Annotated in this window: 13 protein-coding genes; 6 read left to right on the top strand and 7 right to left on the bottom strand. The window is 62.1% G+C overall.

Translation table 11 applies throughout. The annotated features are described in order from the left end of the window. Positions 1-141 precede the first annotated feature (141 nt). Together ACX93L_RS16905 and ACX93L_RS16900 are read left to right on the top strand one after the other, a co-directional pair. Complete coding sequence (locus tag ACX93L_RS16905) at positions 142-1083, top strand: LysR substrate-binding domain-containing protein (protein ID WP_459405906.1); 942 nt, start codon at positions 142-144, stop codon at positions 1081-1083. 112 nt (positions 1084-1195) lie between these two features. After that, on the top strand, positions 1196-1594 hold the full coding sequence (locus tag ACX93L_RS16900) for a DUF2794 domain-containing protein (protein ID WP_459405905.1): 399 nt from the start codon (positions 1196-1198) through the stop codon (positions 1592-1594). A 4-nt stretch (positions 1595-1598) separates the two neighbouring features. Here the strand turns inward: ACX93L_RS16900 and ACX93L_RS16895 are convergent, their stop codons facing one another. After that, on the bottom strand, positions 1599-2156 hold the full coding sequence (locus ACX93L_RS16895) for a GNAT family N-acetyltransferase (RefSeq protein WP_459405904.1): 558 nt from the start codon (positions 2154-2156) through the stop codon (positions 1599-1601). Between the two features lie 150 nt (positions 2157-2306). Beyond that, entirely contained in the window at positions 2307-4190 is a 1884-nt protein-coding gene (locus ACX93L_RS16890; protein ID WP_459405903.1) for an MFS transporter, read from the bottom strand. Between the two features lie 578 nt (positions 4191-4768). Between ACX93L_RS16890 and ACX93L_RS16885 the strand changes: the two genes are divergently transcribed. Further along, a complete protein-coding gene (locus ACX93L_RS16885) occupies positions 4769-5803 on the top strand; it encodes an aspartate-semialdehyde dehydrogenase (RefSeq protein WP_459405902.1) in 1035 nt (344 codons plus the stop codon). Positions 5804-5975: 172 nt separating this feature from the next. After that, complete coding sequence (locus tag ACX93L_RS16880) at positions 5976-6797, top strand: lytic murein transglycosylase (protein ID WP_459405901.1); 822 nt, start codon at positions 5976-5978, stop codon at positions 6795-6797. A gap of 24 nt (positions 6798-6821) precedes the next feature. Here ACX93L_RS16880 and ACX93L_RS16875 read toward each other — a convergent pair whose 3' ends face one another. The 3 genes from ACX93L_RS16875 to pdxY all read right to left on the bottom strand — a co-directional run bounded on the left by ACX93L_RS16875 (position 6822) and on the right by pdxY (position 10169). After that, a complete protein-coding gene (locus ACX93L_RS16875) occupies positions 6822-8381 on the bottom strand; it encodes a diguanylate cyclase (protein WP_459405900.1) in 1560 nt (519 codons plus the stop codon). A gap of 186 nt (positions 8382-8567) precedes the next feature. Further along, positions 8568-9209: a carbonic anhydrase gene (locus ACX93L_RS16870; protein ID WP_169593184.1), complete on the bottom strand. Its 642-nt coding sequence runs from the start codon at positions 9207-9209 to the stop codon at positions 8568-8570. Between the two features lie 81 nt (positions 9210-9290). Next, positions 9291-10169 (bottom strand): pyridoxal kinase PdxY, encoded by an 879-nt coding sequence (gene pdxY / locus ACX93L_RS16865; protein ID WP_459405899.1) that lies wholly within the window; start codon positions 10167-10169, stop codon positions 9291-9293. A gap of 199 nt (positions 10170-10368) precedes the next feature. On the opposite strand from pdxY, the gene ACX93L_RS16860 reads away from it, so the two are divergent. After that, entirely contained in the window at positions 10369-15162 is a 4794-nt protein-coding gene (locus ACX93L_RS16860) for an NAD-glutamate dehydrogenase (RefSeq protein WP_459405898.1), read from the top strand. Between the two features lie 97 nt (positions 15163-15259). Continuing rightward, positions 15260-16606 carry an MFS transporter gene (locus ACX93L_RS16855; protein WP_459406242.1) on the top strand — a complete coding sequence of 449 codons (1347 nt, stop codon included), beginning with the start codon at positions 15260-15262 and terminating at the stop codon, positions 16604-16606. A 48-nt stretch (positions 16607-16654) separates the two neighbouring features. Here the strand turns inward: ACX93L_RS16855 and purH are convergent, their stop codons facing one another. Beyond that, positions 16655-18271 carry a bifunctional phosphoribosylaminoimidazolecarboxamide formyltransferase/IMP cyclohydrolase gene (purH, locus tag ACX93L_RS16850; RefSeq protein WP_459405897.1) on the bottom strand — a complete coding sequence of 539 codons (1617 nt, stop codon included), beginning with the start codon at positions 18269-18271 and terminating at the stop codon, positions 16655-16657. Positions 18272-18368: 97 nt separating this feature from the next. Beyond that, entirely contained in the window at positions 18369-20045 is a 1677-nt protein-coding gene (locus tag ACX93L_RS16845) for a heparinase II/III family protein (protein WP_459405896.1), read from the bottom strand. Positions 20046-20230 lie beyond the last annotated feature (185 nt).

Here is a 20230-nt window from a genome sequence, read left to right as displayed (position 1 = left end):
CCAGCTCCTTCTGATGACCGAACACTGCGAGAACCGGCGACTGCACGAGCCCCGCCTGATCCGAGGCGAGTCTTAGCGCCGCGAATATACCGATCAAATGATTAGTTTGACTTTCTGCATACCATGAATGATATGTGCGCCATGTCCGATATCCTCGCAAATCGACTGCTCCCGAAGCATTTCAGCCTGATTCGTGCCGTGGCCGAATACGGCCAGCTCAGTCTTGCGGCCAATGCACTGGCGCTCACCCAGCCGGCCGCATCCCGCATGCTGGCCGAAATCGAGCGCCATGTCGGCGCCGCGATCTTCGTTCGCACCCCGAAGGGCATGGAGCCGACGGCGATCGGCAGCGCGCTGGCGCGCCGCGCCCAGAACCTGCTCGAGGAGATCCGCGAAGCTGCACGCGAGGTGGAGGCCATCCGGCGCGGCATGACCGGCACTGTCCGGGTCGGCGCGGTGACCGGCGGCGCGGTCGGCTATGTCGTCCCTGCAATCCAGACGCTGAAGGCGGAGGCGGAAGCGGCGGACATCCATGTCGACGTCGCGCCGAGCGGCGCCCTCATCAACGATCTCCTCGCCGGCCAACTCGATTTCGTCCTCGGCCGCATTCCGAACGGTGTCGACGCCCGGCAGTTCTCAATTGTCGGCGTCCTGTCGGAAGAGGTCGACCTTCTCGTCCACCAGAGCCATCCGCTCGCCTATGCCGAACGGCTGACCATGGCCGACCTCGTCCACTTCCCCTGGGTCATGCAGGCCCCGGGCGCGCCGGTGCGCCAGGCTCTCGAAGGCGTCTTCATCGAACAGGGCGCGGCGATCCCCTCCAACATCGTCAACACCACCTCGCTGCTGGTGATGATCGCGATGCTCGCCGCCTCCAACGCGATTGCCCCGATGTCGCGAGAGGTCTCAGAACTGCTTTGCCGTCACACGACAGGCTCGGGCCTCCTCCAGCTCGACATCGAGCTTCCGATCGCGGTGGCGCCGTATCACCTGATCACGGTCGCGGGAAAACGCATGACCCCGATCGCTGCCCGTATGCGCGAACTGGTCATGTCCGAGTTCGACAGCCGCAGACGCGGATGACTGCCTGCTTTTGCGGCACCGGCCGCGGCAACAGCCGGACGAGGCTTGCAATTTCGCCTCCTTGAGGCAAACTGTCATCCATTCGTCATGAATGCAGGGTTGCGAAGTATCGATGAGCGATCAGCCGGACATAGGGCGCCAGGACATCGAAAGCCCGGACGCCAGCCTTGCTTCGGTTGTCGACCTCCGCGAATACAGGCAGAGCCGCGATCCCCTGCCCGTCACCTTCCATCGACGCGAACTCGACGCCATCCTCTGGATTTACGGACGCATGGTCGGAGAGGGTGAATGGCGTGACTATGCCATCGATCACCTGAAGGAGAAGGCCGTCTTCTCCGTTTTCAAGCGTTCGGGTGAGTATCCGCTCTACCGCATCGAGAAGAATCCCAAGCTCGCCGCCAAGCAGGGCGCCTTTTCGGTGATCGGCGCCGACGGGCGCATCCTGAAGCGCGGCCATGAGCTGAAAAAAGTGCTCAAGGTCTTCGACAAGGCCCTGAAGCTGGTCGACTGACGTCTTAGCCGGAAAAGAGCGTGCCGGGATAACGTGCCGGATCGGGGTCGGTCGTGTCGCCCTCTCCGAGCGTAACCTGCATGAAGACCGTATCGAGCCATTGGCCGAGCTTGAAGCCCGTTCCGTTCAGGGTCCCAACCATGCGGAACCCGCAGGCGCGATGGACGGCGATCGAGGCGAGGCTCGCCCCGCCGATCACGGCGACCATCTGGCGAAAGCCGAGATCGGTGGACTGCTTCACCAGTGCCTCGAGCAGCAGGCGGCCGATCCCACGGCCGCGGGCTTCAGCCGCTATATAGATGGAATCTTCGACCAGCCAGCGATAGGCGGGTCGCGTCCTGAAGGCCGAGGCATAGGCATAACCGAGCATCGCACCATCCTCGGCAGTCGCCACGAGATAGGGATAGCGCTGCCCGGTAATCGCCGAAAAGCGCTTGGCCATCTCCGCTTCATCGGGTGGCGTGAGCTCATAGCTCGCCGTTCCGGTCGACACCGCATCCGCGTAGATGCGGGTGATCGCCGCAATGTCGGAGACGTCGGCGGGTCGAAGGCTGATTGTCATGGGATCACCGTCAGGAGGCAGGAATGATCCACTCTTTCACAGCCGCAGGGGTACTTCAAGCAACACGACCAGAGAAGCCAGACAGGGCTCGGGCCACGAAAAAGCCCGGCGCTTTCGCACCGGGCTCCATTGGTTCGGACATCGCGCCGATCAGCCGTTGATGTCGTTGTCCTTGGTTTCGCGCAGGAAGATCATGCCGATGACAAAGGTGACGCCGGCGATAATGACCGGATACCAGAGGCCGTAGTAGATATCGCCCTTGGCGGCGCTCATTGCGAAAGCCGTTGCCGGGAGAAGACCGCCGAACCAGCCGTTGCCGATGTGGTACGGCAGAGACATGCCAGTGTAGCGAATACGGGTCGGGAACATCTCGACGAGCATGGCAGCGATCGGGCCGTAGACCATGGTGACGTAAATCATCAAGATCGTGAGCACGCCGATGACGCCCGTCCAGTTCACCTGGGCCGGATCGGCCACCATCTTGAACGCACCGGCGTTGGCGATGGTGTAGACCGGGACTTCTGCGGCGCCCGCAGCAGCGGCTTCTTCGGCCGTCAGGACCTTGTCGGCAACGAGCTTGCTGGTGGGAACCATTGCCTTTTCGCCCGCACGGATTGCAGCTGCGTCAAGCGAGAGCTCCGAATTGGCGGCGACGAAGCCGTCGAGCTTACTTTCCGGAACCGTTGCTGCAGCACGAACCAGCGGGTAGCCGTTGGCCTGCAGGGCGAGGTTGATGCCCTTCTGCATCTTGGCATCGCTCGCCTTGGCCTGATCGCCGGCCTTGACGGCGTCATAGCTCTCGATCGTCGCATCGCCGATCTTGATCGTGGCAACCGCACCGGCAGGGCCGGCAACGACGTCATAGGGAACCGAGTTCTTGGTCAGCGTCGAGGTCGCGAGGTCGCACGACGTGGTGAACTTGGCGGTACCGGTCGGATTGAACTGGAAGTTGCAGTCTGCCGGATCGGCAGTGACCGTCGCACGGATATTTTCCTGGGCCGTTGCCAGAGCCGGGTTACCGAACTGGGTCATGGCCTTGAAGAGCGGGAAGTAGGTGAGAACGGCGAGCAGGAGGCCGGCCATGATGATCGGCTTGCGGCCGATCTTGTCGGAGAGCCAGCCGAACACGACGAAGAAGAGCGTGCCGATGGCAAGCGCGATGGCGACCATGATGTTCGCAGCCTGCGCGTCGACCTTCAGAACGTTCTGCAGGAAGAAGAGCGCGTAGAACTGGCCGGAATACCAGACCACGGCCTGGCCGGCGACGGCGCCAACGAGAGCGAGGATGGCAACCTTGGCATTCTTCCACTGGCCGAAGGCCTCGGAGATCGGAGCCTTGGAATGCGTGCCTTCTTCCTTCATCTTCTTGAAGGCGGGGGACTCGTTCATCTTCATGCGGATCCAGACGGAAACGCCGAGGAGGAGTGCCGAAAGCAGGAACGGAATGCGCCAGCCCCAGGCAGCAAAGGCTTCCTTGCCCATTGCGGTCTGGATACCGAGAATGATGAGAAGCGACAGGAACAGGCCGAGCGTTGCGGTCGTCTGGATCCACGAGGTGTAGAAGCCACGACGGCCGTGCGGGGCATGTTCGGCCACGTAGGTGGCGGCACCGCCATATTCACCGCCAAGGGCCAGACCCTGCAGCATGCGAAGTGCGATCAGGATGATTGGAGCAGCGATGCCGATCGTTGCCGAGCCGGGCAGAAGGCCGACCAGGAACGTCGACAAGCCCATGATGAGGATGGTGACAAGGAAGGTGTACTTGCGGCCGACCAGGTCGCCCAGGCGACCGAAAACCAGCGCGCCGAACGGACGGACAAGGAAGCCCGCAGCAAAGGCGAGCAAGGTGAAGATGTTACGCGTTGCTTCCGGATACTGAGAGAAGAAGGTCGCGCCAATATAGAGCGCCAGTGAACCGTAAAGATAGAAGTCGTACCACTCGAAAACCGTACCGAGAGACGACGCAAAGATAACCTTGCGCTCTTCGGCGGTCATGCCTCTGGGCGAGCCGGTGACGGCTGCGACATTTGCCATTGCTATTCCTCCACAAAAATCAGGTTCCCCGTGGTCCGCCGACCCACCACTCCTCCGGGTCGCTTTGTCGCGGTTACGGGTTGTTTACACACTGGCAGAAAACAGAAGAAATCAAGAGAGATGCTTTGGACTTATGACTTAAGTCTAACGTGAGGCTTGATGAGCGACGCAAATAAGAAAATAGAACCGCTTTTGTCGCCAATTTGCGACATACAATTCACAGGCGCGCCAAACTGCTGCACTGCACCCAAAGGGTTGTGCGAACTTGGGAATCGAGGGAATCGGTGCGGCTCTTGCTTGACTCTCCGCAAAAACCTTTTAATAGCTCGGCCGGAATAAGGATTCGCTTCATGCATTCGTTCTGCTCGCACTTCGCAGACAGGTTTGCCCTGGCGCTCAGCGCCGGGATCTCGATGCGTCTCCCCGCTTCGTCCACGACCAAGGCCAAAACGACGACGAAAACCGTCTGACGTCTCTGGCCCCCGCTCTCTCCCCGGCACGGCCGGGGACAAGGAAGACGCGCAATGCGCGGCTCTCCCCCTCACCATACCGCGGAGAGACAGAAAGAGAGCATGTAAATGGGTTTCAAGATCGCAATCGCAGGCGCTACCGGCAATGTCGGGCGCGAAATGCTCAACATTCTCGCCGAACGCGGCTTTCCTGCCGACGAGGTTGTGGCTCTGGCATCTGCCCGCTCCCAGGGCACCGAAGTCTCCTTCGGCGACAAGGTGCTGAAGGTTCAAAACCTGGAAAACTATGACTTTTCCGACACCGATATCTGCCTGATGTCGGCAGGGGGCACGATCTCGCAGAAGTGGTCTCCGAAGATCGGCGCCCAGGGCTGCGTCGTCATCGACAACTCTTCCGCCTGGCGCTACGACGCCGACGTTCCGCTGATCGTTCCGGAAGTGAACCCGGACGCCATCGTCGACTTCAAGAAGCGCAACATCATCGCCAACCCGAACTGCTCGACCGCACAGCTCGTCGTGGCCCTGAAGCCGCTGCACGATGCCGCCAAGATCAAGCGTGTCGTGGTCTCCACCTACCAGTCGGTCTCTGGCGCCGGCAAGGAAGGCATGGACGAACTCTTCACCCAGACTCGCGCCGTCTTCGTCGCAGACCCGGTCGAAGCGAAGAAGTTCACCAAGCGCATCGCCTTCAACGTCATCCCGCACATCGACGTGTTCATGGAAGACGGCTACACGAAGGAAGAGTGGAAGGTTCTCGCCGAAACCAAGAAGATGCTCGACCCGAAGATCAAGGTGACCTGCACCGCCGTGCGCGTTCCCGTCTTCATCGGTCATTCGGAATCGGTCAACATCGAGTTTGAGAACGAGATCACTGCCGATCAGGCCCGCGACATCCTGCGCGACGCGCCGGGCTGCCTCGTGGTCGACAAGCACGAGAATGGCGGCTACGTGACTCCGGTCGAATGCGCCGGCGAAGACGCGACCTATATTTCGCGCATCCGCGAAGACGCGACTGTCGAGAACGGCCTCAACATGTGGATCGTCTCCGACAACCTGCGCAAGGGCGCGGCGCTCAACGCGGTGCAAATCGCGGAGCTGCTGGTCAATCGCGGCCTGATCAAGCCGAAGAAGGCTGCTGCCTGATCGTTCCTGGCCGGTCCTTCGTCCGAATGGACGACAGGGCCGGCCAAGCTCGTCCTTTCGTGACGGGGAAGACAAAAAAAGCAGCATCGAAACAGCTCGACGCCCCGTGACAGAATCAGCCGTCGCTGGCATGGTGCGCAGCAAGACTAAAATTGCAGGATTCGAGGCATAAATGCGACTGTTCAAGATCTTGTCCGCGGCGTTTCTGACCGCCGCCGCGTTTTCAACCGCAACAACCGTGGCTTCCGCCGCGCAATGCGGCAAGACCTCCGCAGGTTTCGAGCAATGGGTCGAGCAGTTCAAGACCGAGGCAAGCGCACAGGGACTGAGCCCCAAGCTTCTCGACAAGGCCTTCGCTACGGTTTCCTACAACAATGCCACGATCCGCGCCGACCGCGGCCAGAAGAGCTTCAAGCTTTCCTTCGAGCAGTTCATGCAGAAGCGTGGCGGATCGACCATCATTTCGCGCGGAAAGAGCATGAAGAAGGGCAACGCGGCCCTGTTCTCGCGGATCGAGCAGCGCTACGGCGTGCCGGCCGGTCCCCTGATCGCCATCTGGGGCATGGAAACCGGCTTCGGCTCCTACATGGGCAACGAGCACACTCTGTCTGCGGTCGCCACGCTGGCCTATGATTGCCGCCGCTCGGAATACTTCACGGACCAGCTTTACGCCGCACTGCAGCTCGCCTCGACCGGCACACTTCCGCTGACCGCCCGAGGCGCCGCTCACGGGGAAATCGGCCAGACCCAGTTCTTGCCGCGCAACGTCGCCCGCTTCGGCGTCGACGGCGATGGCGACGGCCGCGTCGACCTCGTCCGCTCGCGCGCCGATGCGCTTGCTTCGACCGCGAACTTCCTGCGTGGCCATGGCTGGCAGCCCGGTGCGGGATATCAGCCGGGCGAGCCGAATTTCGGCGCGCTGCAGGGTTGGAATGCGGCCAAGGTCTATCAGCAGGCAATTGCCCATATCGGCGCACAGATCGACGGCCAGTAAGGGCTCGTCGAAGCCGGGACCGGCTCAGGCCGGTCTCGAAACACGTCTGTCGAACATCAGTCCATCATCGTCTCCGTCCCGCGCCACGCGGTTGCGACCGGAGAATTTTGCCGTGTAGAGCGCCAGGTCCGCCCGACGGACCAGATCATGCAACAACGCCTCGTTGATCGGCTCGACGGCGCTCGAACAGCCGAAGCTGGCGGTAACCTGCAGAACCGTACCATCGTCCAGCGCAAACTCCGTTGCTTCGATGGCCTGTCGGACCCGCTCGGCGACGTCGGCGGCGGCATCGAGCGAGCTGTTGGGCAGCACCGCGACGAATTCCTCGCCGCCATGGCGCGCCAGCAGATCCCCATTGCGAAAGTTGCCGCGTGCTAGGTCGCCGATCCGCTGGAGCACGATGTCACCGACATCATGGCCGTAAATGTCGTTGACCTGCTTGAAACGATCGAGGTCGAAGATGACGACCGAAATCTGCCGGATGAGTTCGTTCCGGGTCAGCATCTCACGGGCCATGGCCTCGAAACCGCGACGGTTGAAGAGCCCTGTCAGCAGGTCCGTCTGGGCGGCGTTGCGCAGTTCATCGACCAACAAGGCCCGCTCGGCAAGCAGGCGGGACGCGAGCCCGACGCCCTTGATTGCCATCAGCAGAATGAAGCCGAGAATGAAAGACAGGACCACCGTGGCCACCACGAGCGACCCGAGCTGCGTCCGCGCCTGGTCGGCGAGATTGTCGCCCGCGGCACGTATCTCGCCGATGACGGCGCTGATGCCCTGTTTCCAGAACAAGATCCGCTGGTCGCTCTCGAGAGACCAACGCCGCAGGAGTTCCGGCGAAGGCGCGACCTGGTCGTGAAGGATGGCCTGGGCCGTCGCGCGGAGCCATTGGGCCGACGGCGTCGATTCGAAATCGAGAAGCGGCTTCAGTCCGGGGCTGGCCATCCGAACGGAGAGGCGCTGAAGCGCATCATCCTTTACTGCGGCTGCCCGCGAGAAGAGATCGAGGTCGGCAGCGGAAAGATCATGGCCGCGAAGATATTCGGTACCGTAGAAATTGGTGACAAGCCCTGCCTCGTTGGCCACCAGCAGATCGAGGAAGAGCTGCAGCTCGCGCGACAGGAGGGCGTCACCGATCTCGAAGCGCAGCGCTCCGACGATGTCCAGATAGGTGACCGAAACGGGCTTGTACTGGTCGATGACTTCTGCGGTCACGGCCTTGCCGTTGTCCACCCGGATGCGGTAGCGCCGCATGCCATCGACCAGAAGTCGCAGCTTCTCTCTGAACGGCTGGAAGATCGGCGCACTATCCTCATCGAGAAGTGATTCGAATGCCTCTATCTCCCGGTCGAGGGTGATCCGTGACTCAAGCATGTCCCGACGGTTTCGGTCTGTCGTCTCGGTCAGGTACCGGATCGTGATGAGCGCTTCGGTCGGGATAGTGGAGGAACCGATGCGGCCGGCATCGGACGAGGCGTAAGCGAAGCGCTTGTCGGCATCCAGAACGCGGAACCGATCGTGGTAGTGCTCCAATAGAAGGATCGCCATTGCTCCAATCACGACGCTGGGGAGCAAAAGGGCCGCCATGACGACCTTCTGAGTGGCTTTCAAGTTCATCCACGCACCAGGAAAGTGGAAAGGGCATTGGTGGCCCCGGCCCGGCAGTAGCAGTCAGGTCGCGGCCCACCCTATAATTTCAAGGGTGACGCTAGCGCCATGACATGAATAAGTTCTAAATTAGACTCGACGGTGGACGGATATTTCGCGTCGTAATCACTTGTCGAGGCGAACGAAATCCCGCGTATCGGGATCCATGATCCAGAGTTCGCCGTTCGAGATGTCGAACCAGGCGCCATGGAGCTGCAGTTTGCCGCGTTCTTCCAGGATCTTCACACACGGGAAAGTGCGAAGATTGGCAATCGAATTGCGGATGGAGATGCGTTCCAGCGCCGTCTGCCGCTCGCTGTCGGTCATCACCGAATTGCCTTGGATCTGTTCGGCGGCGGTGCTGACCAGGTTCATCCACTTGCCGATGAAATCACCCGGCGACAACGGTTCGGCGCTGGGGTCGAGCGCGGCGCGAATACCGCCGCAGCGGCCATGGCCCATGACGATGATGTCACGCACGCGAAGTGCCTGGACCGCAAATTCCAGAGCGGCGGAAGTCGAGTGATACTGCCCGTCCGGCTCGTAGGGAGGAACCATGTTCGCAACGTTGCGAACCACGAAGAGTTCACCGGGGCCGGCATCGAAGATCGTCTCAGGCGCCGCACGGCTATCGCAGCAGGCGACAATCAATGTGTGCGGCTTCTGCCCCTGGTCCGCCAGAACGCGGTATCGCTCCCGTTCGTCGACATAACGCCCGGACATGAAGTTGCGATAACCGTTGAGGAGGGGAACTGGAAAACGCTTCATGCCCATCGATTAGCGCGACCGGGCCGTCATGGCAACAGTTTCACGCAAGCTTCGAACGCAAAGCGGCAATGCGAATCGCGTTCAGCTGCGTTTCGGCCTTTGTGCGGGATGCAGCAGGTGCCGCATCTGAACCAGCGCCATCGGCGTTGAAAGGCTGGCAGCATCGCTTTCGAGCGTCAGTTCGTCGCCGCCACGCTTGGCGGTGCGGGCGAGAACCTCGAAGACGCTCGCCGTCGTGAGCTGTAGCGCGCGCTCGTCCGGCACACCGTCCAGCAAACGGGCGAGGAAGACGGCCGATGTCAGATCACCGAGCCCATTCGGTGGATTGTCGATCAGCCGGTGCTCGGCGAGGAGCGCATGCTTACCGCTCAGATAGAGATTGCCGGTACCGCCGGCCATCATCGGCACAGCCGAAGTGACCAGCATGCGGGGCGGCCCGAGCGAAAGAGCCGCTTCCATGATCTCGGCATTTGTGGAAAGCCGGGCACCGACAAGCCACTCAAGCTCGTAGCGGTTAGGCGTGGCGAGCGAGGCGAGCGGGATCAGCTGATCGCGGACGGCAATCGCCGTCTCCTCGCGGATATAGAGACCACCGAGGTCACCCATGACCGGATCGCAGACATAGAGCAGATCGGGATTTCGCGCCCGCAGGGCCCTGACAAGCCGGGCAACCGCGTGAGGCTGGGCGGCATTACTGAAATAGCCGGTCAGGACCGCCTTGACCTCCGGGAGCCAGGGCGCGCGGATGAGATCGTCGATGGCATGATCGAATTCCTCTTCCCCGAAGGTCAGCCGCGTCGAGGGACCGTGACCAGGGTGCCAGGGCAGGACGATCGTCGGAAGCGCCCAGACAGGAAAACCGAGGCTCTCGAGCGCGAACACGGCGGCACGATTGCCGACCGATCCGCGGACGACGTGGCTCGAGATGACGATCACCGCGCCTTGGGATTTCTCTGTCATGGCGGAAATTTCCTGTTAGTTCGGTCTTTTGATCACGCTTTTCGCCCGAGGCTGTCAATATCGTGCACCAATTGGCTCCTAGCAATTGCACAACCGTACAATGGATCTTTCCATATGCGGCCCGAAGCAGATACACCATTGGGAAAACAGTTTTATGGATCATCCGCACAATGTGCCGATGACAGGGAGGAAGAGAAGAATGGTCGCGAACAGGAAACCCCGGCGGGAGCAGCAATTCGAAAGCGCACGCCGTATCGCCGTGGCAAACGGGGAGGCCTTCATCGATCCCGGCATTCTGTTCGGTCGCGCAAGCAACGACGACCTCGATCTCTACACACCCGAAATGCTCGCATTCTCCGCCGTACGCGCCGCGCAAGACCTGGCCGCCTGGGACGGCGAGCAGCCATGCATCACCATCGAGCCGATCGCCGATGTTACCCCGGACGGTGTTCCGGTCAGCGTGCTGTCGGTCGTCGATCGCAACAAGTCCTTCCTCTACGATTCAGTCATGGGTGAAGTGACGAGCCTCTACCGCGACATCTTCATGGCGGTCCATCCGATCCTCGCCCGGACCGAGGAAGGCGAAGTCTCGCTCTCGACCCCGGAACACGAGGTCGAGGGAGCGGTCCGTGTCAGCTACATGCAGATCCACATCGCACCGCTGACGGCCGATCAGGCTACCGCGCTGAAGGCAAGTTTGGCCCTGGTGCTCGCCCAAGTCCAGATGACCTCCGCCGATTGGAAACCCATGCTTGCCTTGCTCGACGCGGCCATGCAGGAGCTTGCCGGTGTCGCCTCGGGCGCAGGACGCCGCAAGGCGGACCGCGACGAAGCGCTGGCCTTCCTCGATTGGCTCCGCAGCGATAATTTCACCTTCCTCGGCATGCGCGAATATGTCTACACGGGAGAAGGACCGGAGGCGAAGGTCGAGCGCAGCCTCGGCCAGGGGCTCGGTATATTGTCCGACCCGGACGTCCTCGTGCTCCGCCAAGGCAAGCATGCCGTCACGACGACGCCGGAAATTCTTGCCTTCCTGCAGGGCCCCGATTTCCTCATCGTCACCAAGGCCAATGTGAAGTCGGTCGTGCATCGCCGCGCCTACATGGACTATGTCGGCGTGAAACGCTTCGGGCCTGACGGCAGGGTTGTCGGCGAACTCCGCATCGTCGGCCTGTTCACCGCGACGGCCTATACCCGCTCGGTCAACCAGATCCCGCTGCTCCGGGCCAAGATCGAAAAGGTGACGAGCCATTTCGGCTTCGATCCGCAGAGCCACTCCGGTCGCATCCTGCAGAATACGCTGGAATCCTATCCGCGCGACGATCTCTTCCAGATCGACACCGACCTCCTCGCGAAGTTCTGCGAACAGATCAACGACCTCTCCGAACGCCCGCGGGTCCGGGTCCTCCCCCGCATCGACCAGTTCGACCGCTTCGTCTCGCTGATCGTCTATGTTCCGCGCGAGGACTACAACTCGATCGTCCGCGAGAAGATCGGCAACTATTTCAGGACCGTCTACGAGGGCCACGTATCTGCCTACTATCCGGCCTTCCCCGAGGGCGGCGTAGCCCGTGTGCACATCATCATCGGCCGCTCCGAAGGCAAGACGCCCCGCATTCCGCAAGCCCGCCTTGAGCAGGCGATCCGTGAAATCACCGCGCGCTGGGACGATCGCTTTGCCACTCTTGCCGGGCCTGCCGCGCCCAAGCTCTCCGTGACCCAGGCCTATCAGGAGGCCTTCGAAGCCGCGGACGCGGTCGCCGATCTCCGCCATATCGAAGCCTGCCTCGCCGGCGCGCCGATATCGATCGCATTCCACGAAGTCACCGCCGATGAAGGCCAGCTTCTCTATCTGAAGATATTCCATGCAGGCGCGCATCTGCCGCTGTCGCGCCGTGTTCCGCTGCTGGAAAACCTCGGCTTCGGCGTCATCAGCGAACGTACTTTCGACATCGGTGTCACCGATCGGAATGAAATCGAAAGGCTGGTCGTCCTGCACGACATGGAACTTCAGGTCCATGGAGCGCGCAGCTTCGACATCGCGACCCAGGGCAAGGCCGTTGAGGAGGCACTGGTGCTCGCCTTCCGCGGCACGGTCGACAACGACGCTTTCAACCGGCTGGTGATGACGGCGGGCCTCAGCGCGCGTCAGGCCAATGTGCTGCGCGCCTATGCCGCCCATCTTCGCCAATGCGCCTTCGTTTACTCCCAACGCCACATCGCCGATACACTCAACAAGTATCCGGAAATCACCGCCTCCATCCTCTCGCTGTTCGAAACGACGTTTGATCCCACGATCGGCGAGAAGATCCGCCTGAAGAAGCTCGCCGAGGGCCGGGCAGCTCTCGAGGCGGCCCTTGTTTCGGTTCCGAGCCTCGATGAGGACCGGATCCTGCGCCGCTATCTCAACTCGGTCGACTGCACGCTTCGCACCAACTACTATCAGAAGGCCTATGCCGAGAGCGAGCGGCCGATGCTCGCCTTCAAGTTCGATCCGCAGCTGCTCGAAGGGCTTCCCGAACCGCGACCTTATCGCGAGATCTTTGTCTACGGGGTTGAGGTGGAAGGCGTCCACCTGCGCTTCGGCAAGGTCGCCCGCGGCGGCCTGCGGTGGTCGGATCGCGCACAGGACTACCGCACGGAAGTGCTCGGCCTCGTCAAGGCGCAGCAGGTCAAGAACGCGGTAATCGTGCCCGTCGGCGCCAAGGGCGGCTTCTTCCCGAAGCTCCTGCCCGTCGGCGGCAGCCGCGACGCCTGGCTGGCGGCCGGCACCGAGGCCTACAAGACCTACATCACCACCATGCTGTCGATCACCGACAACATCGACGGCGGCCGGATCGTGCCGCCGGCCGACACGGTCCGGCTGGACGATGACGACCCCTATTTCGTCGTCGCCGCCGACAAGGGAACGGCAACCTTCTCGGACACCGCGAACGGATTGGCCCAGGCGGCCGGATTCTGGCTCGACGACGCCTTCGCCTCCGGCGGCTCGGCCGGCTATGACCACAAGAAGATGGGCATCACTGCGCGCGGCGCCTGGGAAGCGGTCAAGCGTCACTTCCGCGAGATGAACATCGATATCCAGTCGACGCCGTTCACGGTTGCCGGCGTCGGGGACATGTCGGGCGACGTCTTCGGCAACGGCATGCTCCTGTCAGAGAAGATCCGGCTCGTCGCGGCCTTCGACCACCGCGACATCTTTATTGACCCGGATCCAGATACGGCCCGTTCCTTCAAGGAACGCAAGCGCATGTTCGCACTGCCGCGTTCCAGCTGGCAGGATTATGACACGAAGCTTCTGTCGAAGGGCGGGATGATCATTTCGCGCGCCGAAAAATCGGTGACGCTCACGCCTGAGGCGGCAGCGATCATCGGCCTCGACAAGACGGTCGCTACCCCGCTCGACATCATGAACGCGATCCTGAAGGCGCCTGTTGACCTGTTGTGGTTCGGCGGCATCGGTACCTACATCAAGGCTTCCGACGAGGCGGACTCCGATGTCGGCGACCGCGCAAACGACGCAATCCGCGTCACCGGCGGGGAAGTGCGCGCCAAGGTCATCGGTGAGGGCGCCAATCTCGGCGTCACCCAGAAGGGCCGCATCGCCTATGCCTTGAGCGGCGGGCGCCTGAACTCCGACGCGATCGACAACTCGGCAGGCGTCAATTCCTCCGACGTCGAGGTCAACATCAAGATTGCCCTCTCCTCGGCACTGGCCGACAAGCGTCTGACGCGCGACAAGCGCGACAAACTGCTCTCGGATATGACTAACGAGGTGGCGGAACTGGTCCTGCGAAACAACTACCTGCAGACGCTTGCGATCTCGCTGACACAGCGCAAGGGCGCAGCGAACCGCGAGGAACTCGGCCGCCTGATGAACTATCTGGAAGGCCTCGGCCGCCTCAACCGCAAGGTCGAGACCCTTCCGGACAACGCGACGCTGTCCGAGCGTTTCGCGTCCGGCAAGGCACTCACCCGGCCGGAAATCGGCGTCCTGCTTTCCTATGCCAAGATCGTCCTCTTCGACCAGCTGGTCGCATCCGACCTGCCGGATGATCCCTATTGCGAAAGCGCGCTGACCAACTACTTCCCGGCCAAGATGCGCAGGACCTATGCGGGCGACATCGCCGGGCATCGGCTGCATCGCGAAATCATCGCGACGGTACTCGCCAACCACGTGATCAATCGCGGCGGCCCGGGTTTCATCACCACGATCGGTGATGCCACGGGCGCTATGCCGCCCGAGATCGTCAGGGCGGCTCTGCTCACCCGCGACGGCCTTCAGCTACCGGCGCTCTGGGAGAAGATCGACGCGCTCGACGCGAAGATCCCTGGCGAAACTCAGAACCGGATGCATGCGATCGTCGCCCGCGTCTATGCAGGCGTCACCCGTCTGCTGGTCGAGACCGGCATGTCGGCCGGTGATCTCTCCGAGGCCCTCGCTCGCCTCAAGTCTGCGGTGAAATCAGCTCGCCAGGCCTTCGGTTCGGCGTTCCCGGCCAATCTCAAGGCACCCTTCGAACAGGAGGTGGAAGAACTGGAGGATGGCGGCGCCCCGGCAGACATCGCCCGCGAAATAGTCGGCCTGCAGACCCTGCTCCTGGTGCCAGAGGTCATGCAGATCGCCATGCGGACCGAAGCACAGCTACCGCGTGTCATCGAAGCCTATTTTGCTGTTTCGGAGGCGTTCCGGATCGATCGCATCCTGGTCGCCGGAAACCGGATCGTCAGCAGCGATCACTACGAGAGCCTCGCGCTCGGTCGCAGCCTCGACCAGATCGGTGCGGCTCGTCGCGATATCGTCGTGTCGGCCTTTGCCCGGCATGGCGGCGAGAAACATCCGGTCAACGCCTGGCTCGCAGCCGCTCGCCAGCGGGTCAACCGGCTGGCAACAGAGCTTGCGGCCCTCAGCGAGGGCAGCGAGGGCAGTCTCGCGAAGATCACGGTGGCGGCAGGCCTGCTGACCGACCTTGCGAACGACCGGACAAGATGACAGTGTCCCCCATCGGCAGATGGGGGAGAACGGACGCGTGACGGTACAGGCGGGAGTAACGGACGGCCGGGGAGAGAAGGTCTATAGCCGTGGGGTGATGAGCTGGATGTTGTTCGACTGGGCAGCCCAACCCTTCTTCACGGTGATCACGACATTCATCTTCGGTCCCTACTTCGTTTCGCGCCTCACCAGCGATCCGGTGAGCGCCCAGGCGACCTGGAGCAACATGGCGACAATCTCGTCGATCATCATCGCCGTGTTGTCGCCGATCCTGGGCGCGATTGCCGACGAATCCGGCTCACGAAAGCCGTGGATCGCCTTTTTCGCCGTGATCAAGATTGTTAGCCTCTGCCTCCTCTGGACGGCGGCGCCCGGTTCTCCCGTCGCCTTCGTCGTGGTCCTGATGGTGCTTGCCACGGTCTCGGCCGAATTTTCGATCGTGTTCAACGACTCGATGATGCCGCGGCTCGTCGGCACGAAGGACGTCGGGCGCGTGTCCAACATTGCCTGGGGCCTCGGTTACCTGGGCGGCATGATCGTGCTGATCAGTGTCGTCCTGTTCATCGCCGGCAATCCGCAGACTGGTAAAACGCTCTTGGGCGCGACGCCCATTTTCGGTCTTGATCCCTCCGCCGGCGAGGACGCCCGTGTAACCGGCCCGATCTCGGCCCTCTGGTATCTCGTCTTCATTCTTCCGATGTTCCTGTTCACACCCGACGCAGGACGCGGCAAGCCGCTTCCGGCAGCCGTGCGCTCGGGTCTCAGGGATCTCGGCCACACGCTTTCCGAACTGAAGAACAAGCCCGGAATCCTGCGTTTCCTGGTCGGGCGAATGATTTACCAGGATGGTGTGAACGGCCTGCTGACCCTTGGCGGCGTGTTCGCGGCGGCGATGTTCGGCTGGTCGACGATGGAGATCGGCATCTACGGTATCATCCTCAACATCATCGCGATCTTCGGCTGCATCGCCGCAAGTTCGCTCGACCGAGTGCTCGGATCCAAATTCGTTGTGGTACTCAGCCTGCTGTCGCTGCTGGCTGCCACGATCGGCATCATCTCGACGGGCACCGACTTCACGCTCTTCGGGCTGGTGAGCCTGCCGGTGACGACGACCGAGGGCTTGTTCTCGACGCCCGCGGAAAAGGCCTACATCCTCTATGGGCTGCTGATCGGCATTGCCTTCGGCCCGGTCCAGGCCTCGTCGCGCTCCTATCTCGCCCGTAGCGTCGGCCCTTCCGAGGCCGGACGCTACTTCGGCATCTATGCGCTTTCCGGCCGCGCCACGAGCTTTATGGCCACCCTCAGTTTCTCGCTCCTGACCTACTGGACCGGCTCGGCCCGCATCGGCATGGCGAGCCTGATCGTCTTTCTCGTCAGCGGCCTGGTGATCCTGCTCAGAACTCCTTATCCGGCTGCCCATCCGGCAGCCCCGCTCGAGCAATAAAAAAGCCCGGACGATGCCGGGCTTCTTCCTCAGAGCGACTATCGCCGGTCAGTGACGGAAATGTCGAATGCCGGTGAAGACCATGGCCACGCCATGTTCGTCGGCTGCGGCAATGACGTCGGCGTCTCGCATGGATCCACCCGGCTGGATAACCGCGGTGGCACCTGCCGCGATGGCGGCAAGCAGGCCGTCGGCGAAGGGATAGAAGGCTTCCGAAGCGACGGCCGAGCCCTTGGTCAGCGGTTCTGCAAGCCCGAGCGCCTTGGCGGCATCTTCGGCCTTGAGCGCCGCGATGCGGGCTGAGTCGACGCGGCTCATCTGGCCGGCTCCGATGCCCGCCGTCTGGCCGTTCTTCGCATAGATTACCGCATTCGACTTCACGTGTTTGGCGATCTTGAAGGCAAACTTCATGTCTTCGAGTTCGGTCGCGGTGGGCGCGCGCTTGGTCACCACCTTGAGTTCCAGATCCTCGACCATGACATTATCGCGCGATTGCACCAAAAGACCGCCGGAAACCGTCTTGGCGACGATGCCCCGCGCGCGCGGATCGGGCAGGGCACCCGTGGTGAGCAGACGCAGGTTCGGCTTTGCCGCGACAATCGCCTTCGCTTCATCGGTGACGGAAGGCGCGATGATCACTTCGGTGAACAGCTTGACGATCTCATGCGCCGTCTGGGCATCGAGCGTCTGGTTGAGAGCGATGATGCCGCCGAACGCCGAGACGGAATCGCAGGCCAACGCCCGCTGATAGGCTTCCACCAGGCTGGAACCGGTCGCGACGCCGCAGGGATTGGCGTGCTTGATAATCGCACAGGCAGGTCCCTGTTCAGGCGGAAACTCGGCCACCAGTTCGAAGGCCGCATCGGTATCGTTGATATTGTTGTAGGAAAGCTGCTTGCCCTGCAGAAGGGTTGCCATGGCAACGCCCGGGCGCTGGTCGCCGGTCAGGTAGAAGCCGGCGCTCTGATGCGGGTTCTCGCCATAGCGCATGGCTTCCTTCAGCGAGCCACCGATCGCGCGATACTGCGGCATGTCGATGGAAAGAGCCTCGGCAAACCAGTTCGAGATCACCGAGTCATAGGCAGCCGTGCGGGCAAAGGCCTTGGCGGCGAACTGCTGGCGCAGCGCATAGGTCGTCTGGCAATCGTCGGCCTTCAGGGCCTCGAGCAGAGCAGGGTAGTCGGAGGGGTCGGTCAGAACGGTGACATAGGCGTGGTTCTTTGCCGAGGCGCGGATCATCGCCGGACCGCCGATGTCGATGTTCTCGACCGTGGTCGGATAGTCGCCCCCGGCGGCACGGACCGCCTCGAAGGGGTAGAGATTGATGACGGAGAGATCGATCGCGTCGATACCATGCGCCTTCATCGCAGCGACGTGCTCGGCATCATCGCGGATCGCCAGCAGGCCGCCATGCACGTTCGGATGCAGCGTCTTGACGCGACCATCCATGATCTCCGGGAAACCCGTGACCTCGGATACATCGGTGACGGGCAGTCCGGCTGCGGCAATCGCCTTGTGCGTGCCACCGGTCGACAGCAGGCGTACACCCATGTCGTTCAGTGCCTGGGCCAACTCGATGATGCCGGTCTTGTCGGACACCGACAGAAGGGCAGTGCGGACTTTGACACGGTCTGGAACGGGGATTTTCTTCGATACGACTGCCATGGTTCTGCTCCGATCTGAACTGCCGCGCTACCGGGGAAAAGGACATCGCGTGCGCGATGCCGCCGCCTAGCACAGCTTACCCCCGGAGGGAACCATTCTATGCGTGATGGGCGAGAAACCAGCGCACTTCCGGGCCCTGGAAGGCAAGTTCGAGCTGTTGCGACGGCCGCACGCCCGAGACATCGGCGAAGAACACGTCCTCGCCGATCAGGAGCTGTCCTGTCGGCGTCGAAAATGTCCAGCTCTCGCCATCGGAGGCGGTCATCCGCACCTTGCGTTCGTCGATCCGTTCGAGCGTGATCGAGGGATGGACATGGAACCGGGCGACAGCAGCCTCGGCCGGCGCTTCGGTCGCGGGAGTGCCGTCCGGCGTGAGGAAACGGTCCCTTCCGGCGATCTTGTTGCCGGCTTCGTTCATGCGGATCTCGCGCTCGTGAACCAGCCCGAACTTGCCGAGATAACCGTCATGGCTAGCGCAGAGTCGGTCGCTGCCGTCCGGTCCGGTCTGACGCGATACATCGACCTTGGAGACGCCGGAAACCATGAGAGGTCCGAGAAACTCCGATTCCGAAAAGCGTGCTGACGATGAGGTGCCGATGCAGACCGTCGAATGAGCGGCCGTGGTGCGGGCCAGTTGCCTGAGCTTGTCGCCAGCAAAGCGGGGCGACCCGCTATTGACGATGAACCGGTGCCGTCCAGACGAAAGCTCGAAGGACAGGCACCCCGCATGGGCCGTGCGGGACAGGTCCGACGAGAGCGGCACGCCGGTGTCTACCAGCACGACTGCGCCACCAGCCGCCATGCGATGATATTGAGAATGCGGCAGCGCCTTGAAGGGCTGCCCGGCGGTCTCGTCGTAGCGCAGCACCGACATCAGTTCGTTCGCAAGCGTCGAACTCGCACCGTTGAACAGGGCAAGGTCGCCACTCTGATGGCGGAAGAAACGGATCGCCGGATACATGCGGTCGATCGCCGGAATGAGTCTGGCCGGAACTTCATGCCCGAGATTGATGTAGGTCTGCCGCAGCGGCAGAAGGTCGAACAGCAGTTCGACTGCGGATTGCGGGTTACGGGACACATGACCGCCATCGGGCAGGATCTGGCGGTCGATCTCGCGATTGAGTTCGCGTGCACTGCGACGGATGGTCGACCCGCGCGTTTCCATCGAGATCGAAGCCATCGCCAGCGCTATGCGCACCCTAAGGCGGGTAAACCCGGCCGGAGCATGTCCGGCATTGCGGCGAAGATAACGCACCTGATAGGCGAGGCTGGTCAGGAAGCGGCGATAGAATCCGGCATCGGCCTCATGCAACACGACCGTGGAATGTGAGAGCCAGGCGATGATGCGCTGGGCAATGACATCGGCTTCCCATGCGACGCCGCCGATCCTCGATCCATGCAGCCCGATCCAGTCGTCGACGATCGCGCGTGCATTGGCGCAGGCCGCCGCACTCTTGTCGGCACGGATATGGCGCAACCAGGCAAAGGAATGAAGCCGTACGGCAAAATGATGGGACGGAAGTTCAAGCGCGAAGGGCGACTGGTTGCCTGCATCGAGAATGCGGCCTGCAAGCGGGAAACGCCCAACGAAGATCTCTTCGGCAACGAAGGGATCGATCACGCGCAGATCCGTCGGCGCGACGATGAGACGGCCTGGAGCCACGCCCGGCAGGCCGAAAGATGGCACACGGAGGCGCCGGAAAGCGCGGACGATCCTTCGGCCAGTTTCCGCCATGTACAAATAGACCAGCTTCTGGCGTTGCGTCAGTCGCATCATCTTCCCAAGCTGTCGCACTGAAACCCGGGCGACATCCCCGCCGGACGCGTCGAGCGTGTCTCGATCCGCACCATCATCCGCCTTGAAGGAAAGGCGCAGTCGTTCCGCATATCGCCGAAACCCGCGATCTGCGAGCCGCCAATTGCGTATTCCCTCAGATTCGAACAATTTTAGTGAAAATT

The sequence above is a fragment of the Rhizobium sp. CAU 1783 genome (genome assembly GCF_054551725.1).
This window is presented reverse-complemented; position numbering and strand designations above follow the sequence as displayed.

What these genes read in the sequence shown, in the direction of transcription:
- purH (WP_459405897.1), bottom strand. Translation starts at nt 18,271, where the DNA reads ATGGCAGTCGTATCGAAGAAAATCCCCGTTCCAGACCGTGTCAAAGTC.
- pdxY (WP_459405899.1), bottom strand. Translation starts at nt 10,169, where the DNA reads ATGACAGAGAAATCCCAAGGCGCGGTGATCGTCATCTCGAGCCACGTC.
- ACX93L_RS16880 (WP_459405901.1), top strand. Translation starts at nt 5,976, where the DNA reads ATGCGACTGTTCAAGATCTTGTCCGCGGCGTTTCTGACCGCCGCCGCG.
- ACX93L_RS16885 (WP_459405902.1), top strand. Translation starts at nt 4,769, where the DNA reads ATGGGTTTCAAGATCGCAATCGCAGGCGCTACCGGCAATGTCGGGCGC.
- ACX93L_RS16845 (WP_459405896.1), bottom strand. Translation starts at nt 20,045, where the DNA reads ATGCGACTGACGCAACGCCAGAAGCTGGTCTATTTGTACATGGCGGAA.
- ACX93L_RS16890 (WP_459405903.1), bottom strand. Translation starts at nt 4,190, where the DNA reads ATGGCAAATGTCGCAGCCGTCACCGGCTCGCCCAGAGGCATGACCGCC.
- ACX93L_RS16875 (WP_459405900.1), bottom strand. Translation starts at nt 8,381, where the DNA reads ATGGCGGCCCTTTTGCTCCCCAGCGTCGTGATTGGAGCAATGGCGATC.
- ACX93L_RS16905 (WP_459405906.1), top strand. Translation starts at nt 142, where the DNA reads ATGTCCGATATCCTCGCAAATCGACTGCTCCCGAAGCATTTCAGCCTG.
- ACX93L_RS16860 (WP_459405898.1), top strand. Translation starts at nt 10,369, where the DNA reads ATGGTCGCGAACAGGAAACCCCGGCGGGAGCAGCAATTCGAAAGCGCA.
- ACX93L_RS16870 (WP_169593184.1), bottom strand. Translation starts at nt 9,209, where the DNA reads ATGAAGCGTTTTCCAGTTCCCCTCCTCAACGGTTATCGCAACTTCATG.
- ACX93L_RS16900 (WP_459405905.1), top strand. Translation starts at nt 1,196, where the DNA reads ATGAGCGATCAGCCGGACATAGGGCGCCAGGACATCGAAAGCCCGGAC.
- ACX93L_RS16895 (WP_459405904.1), bottom strand. Translation starts at nt 2,156, where the DNA reads ATGACAATCAGCCTTCGACCCGCCGACGTCTCCGACATTGCGGCGATC.
- ACX93L_RS16855 (WP_459406242.1), top strand. Translation starts at nt 15,260, where the DNA reads ATGAGCTGGATGTTGTTCGACTGGGCAGCCCAACCCTTCTTCACGGTG.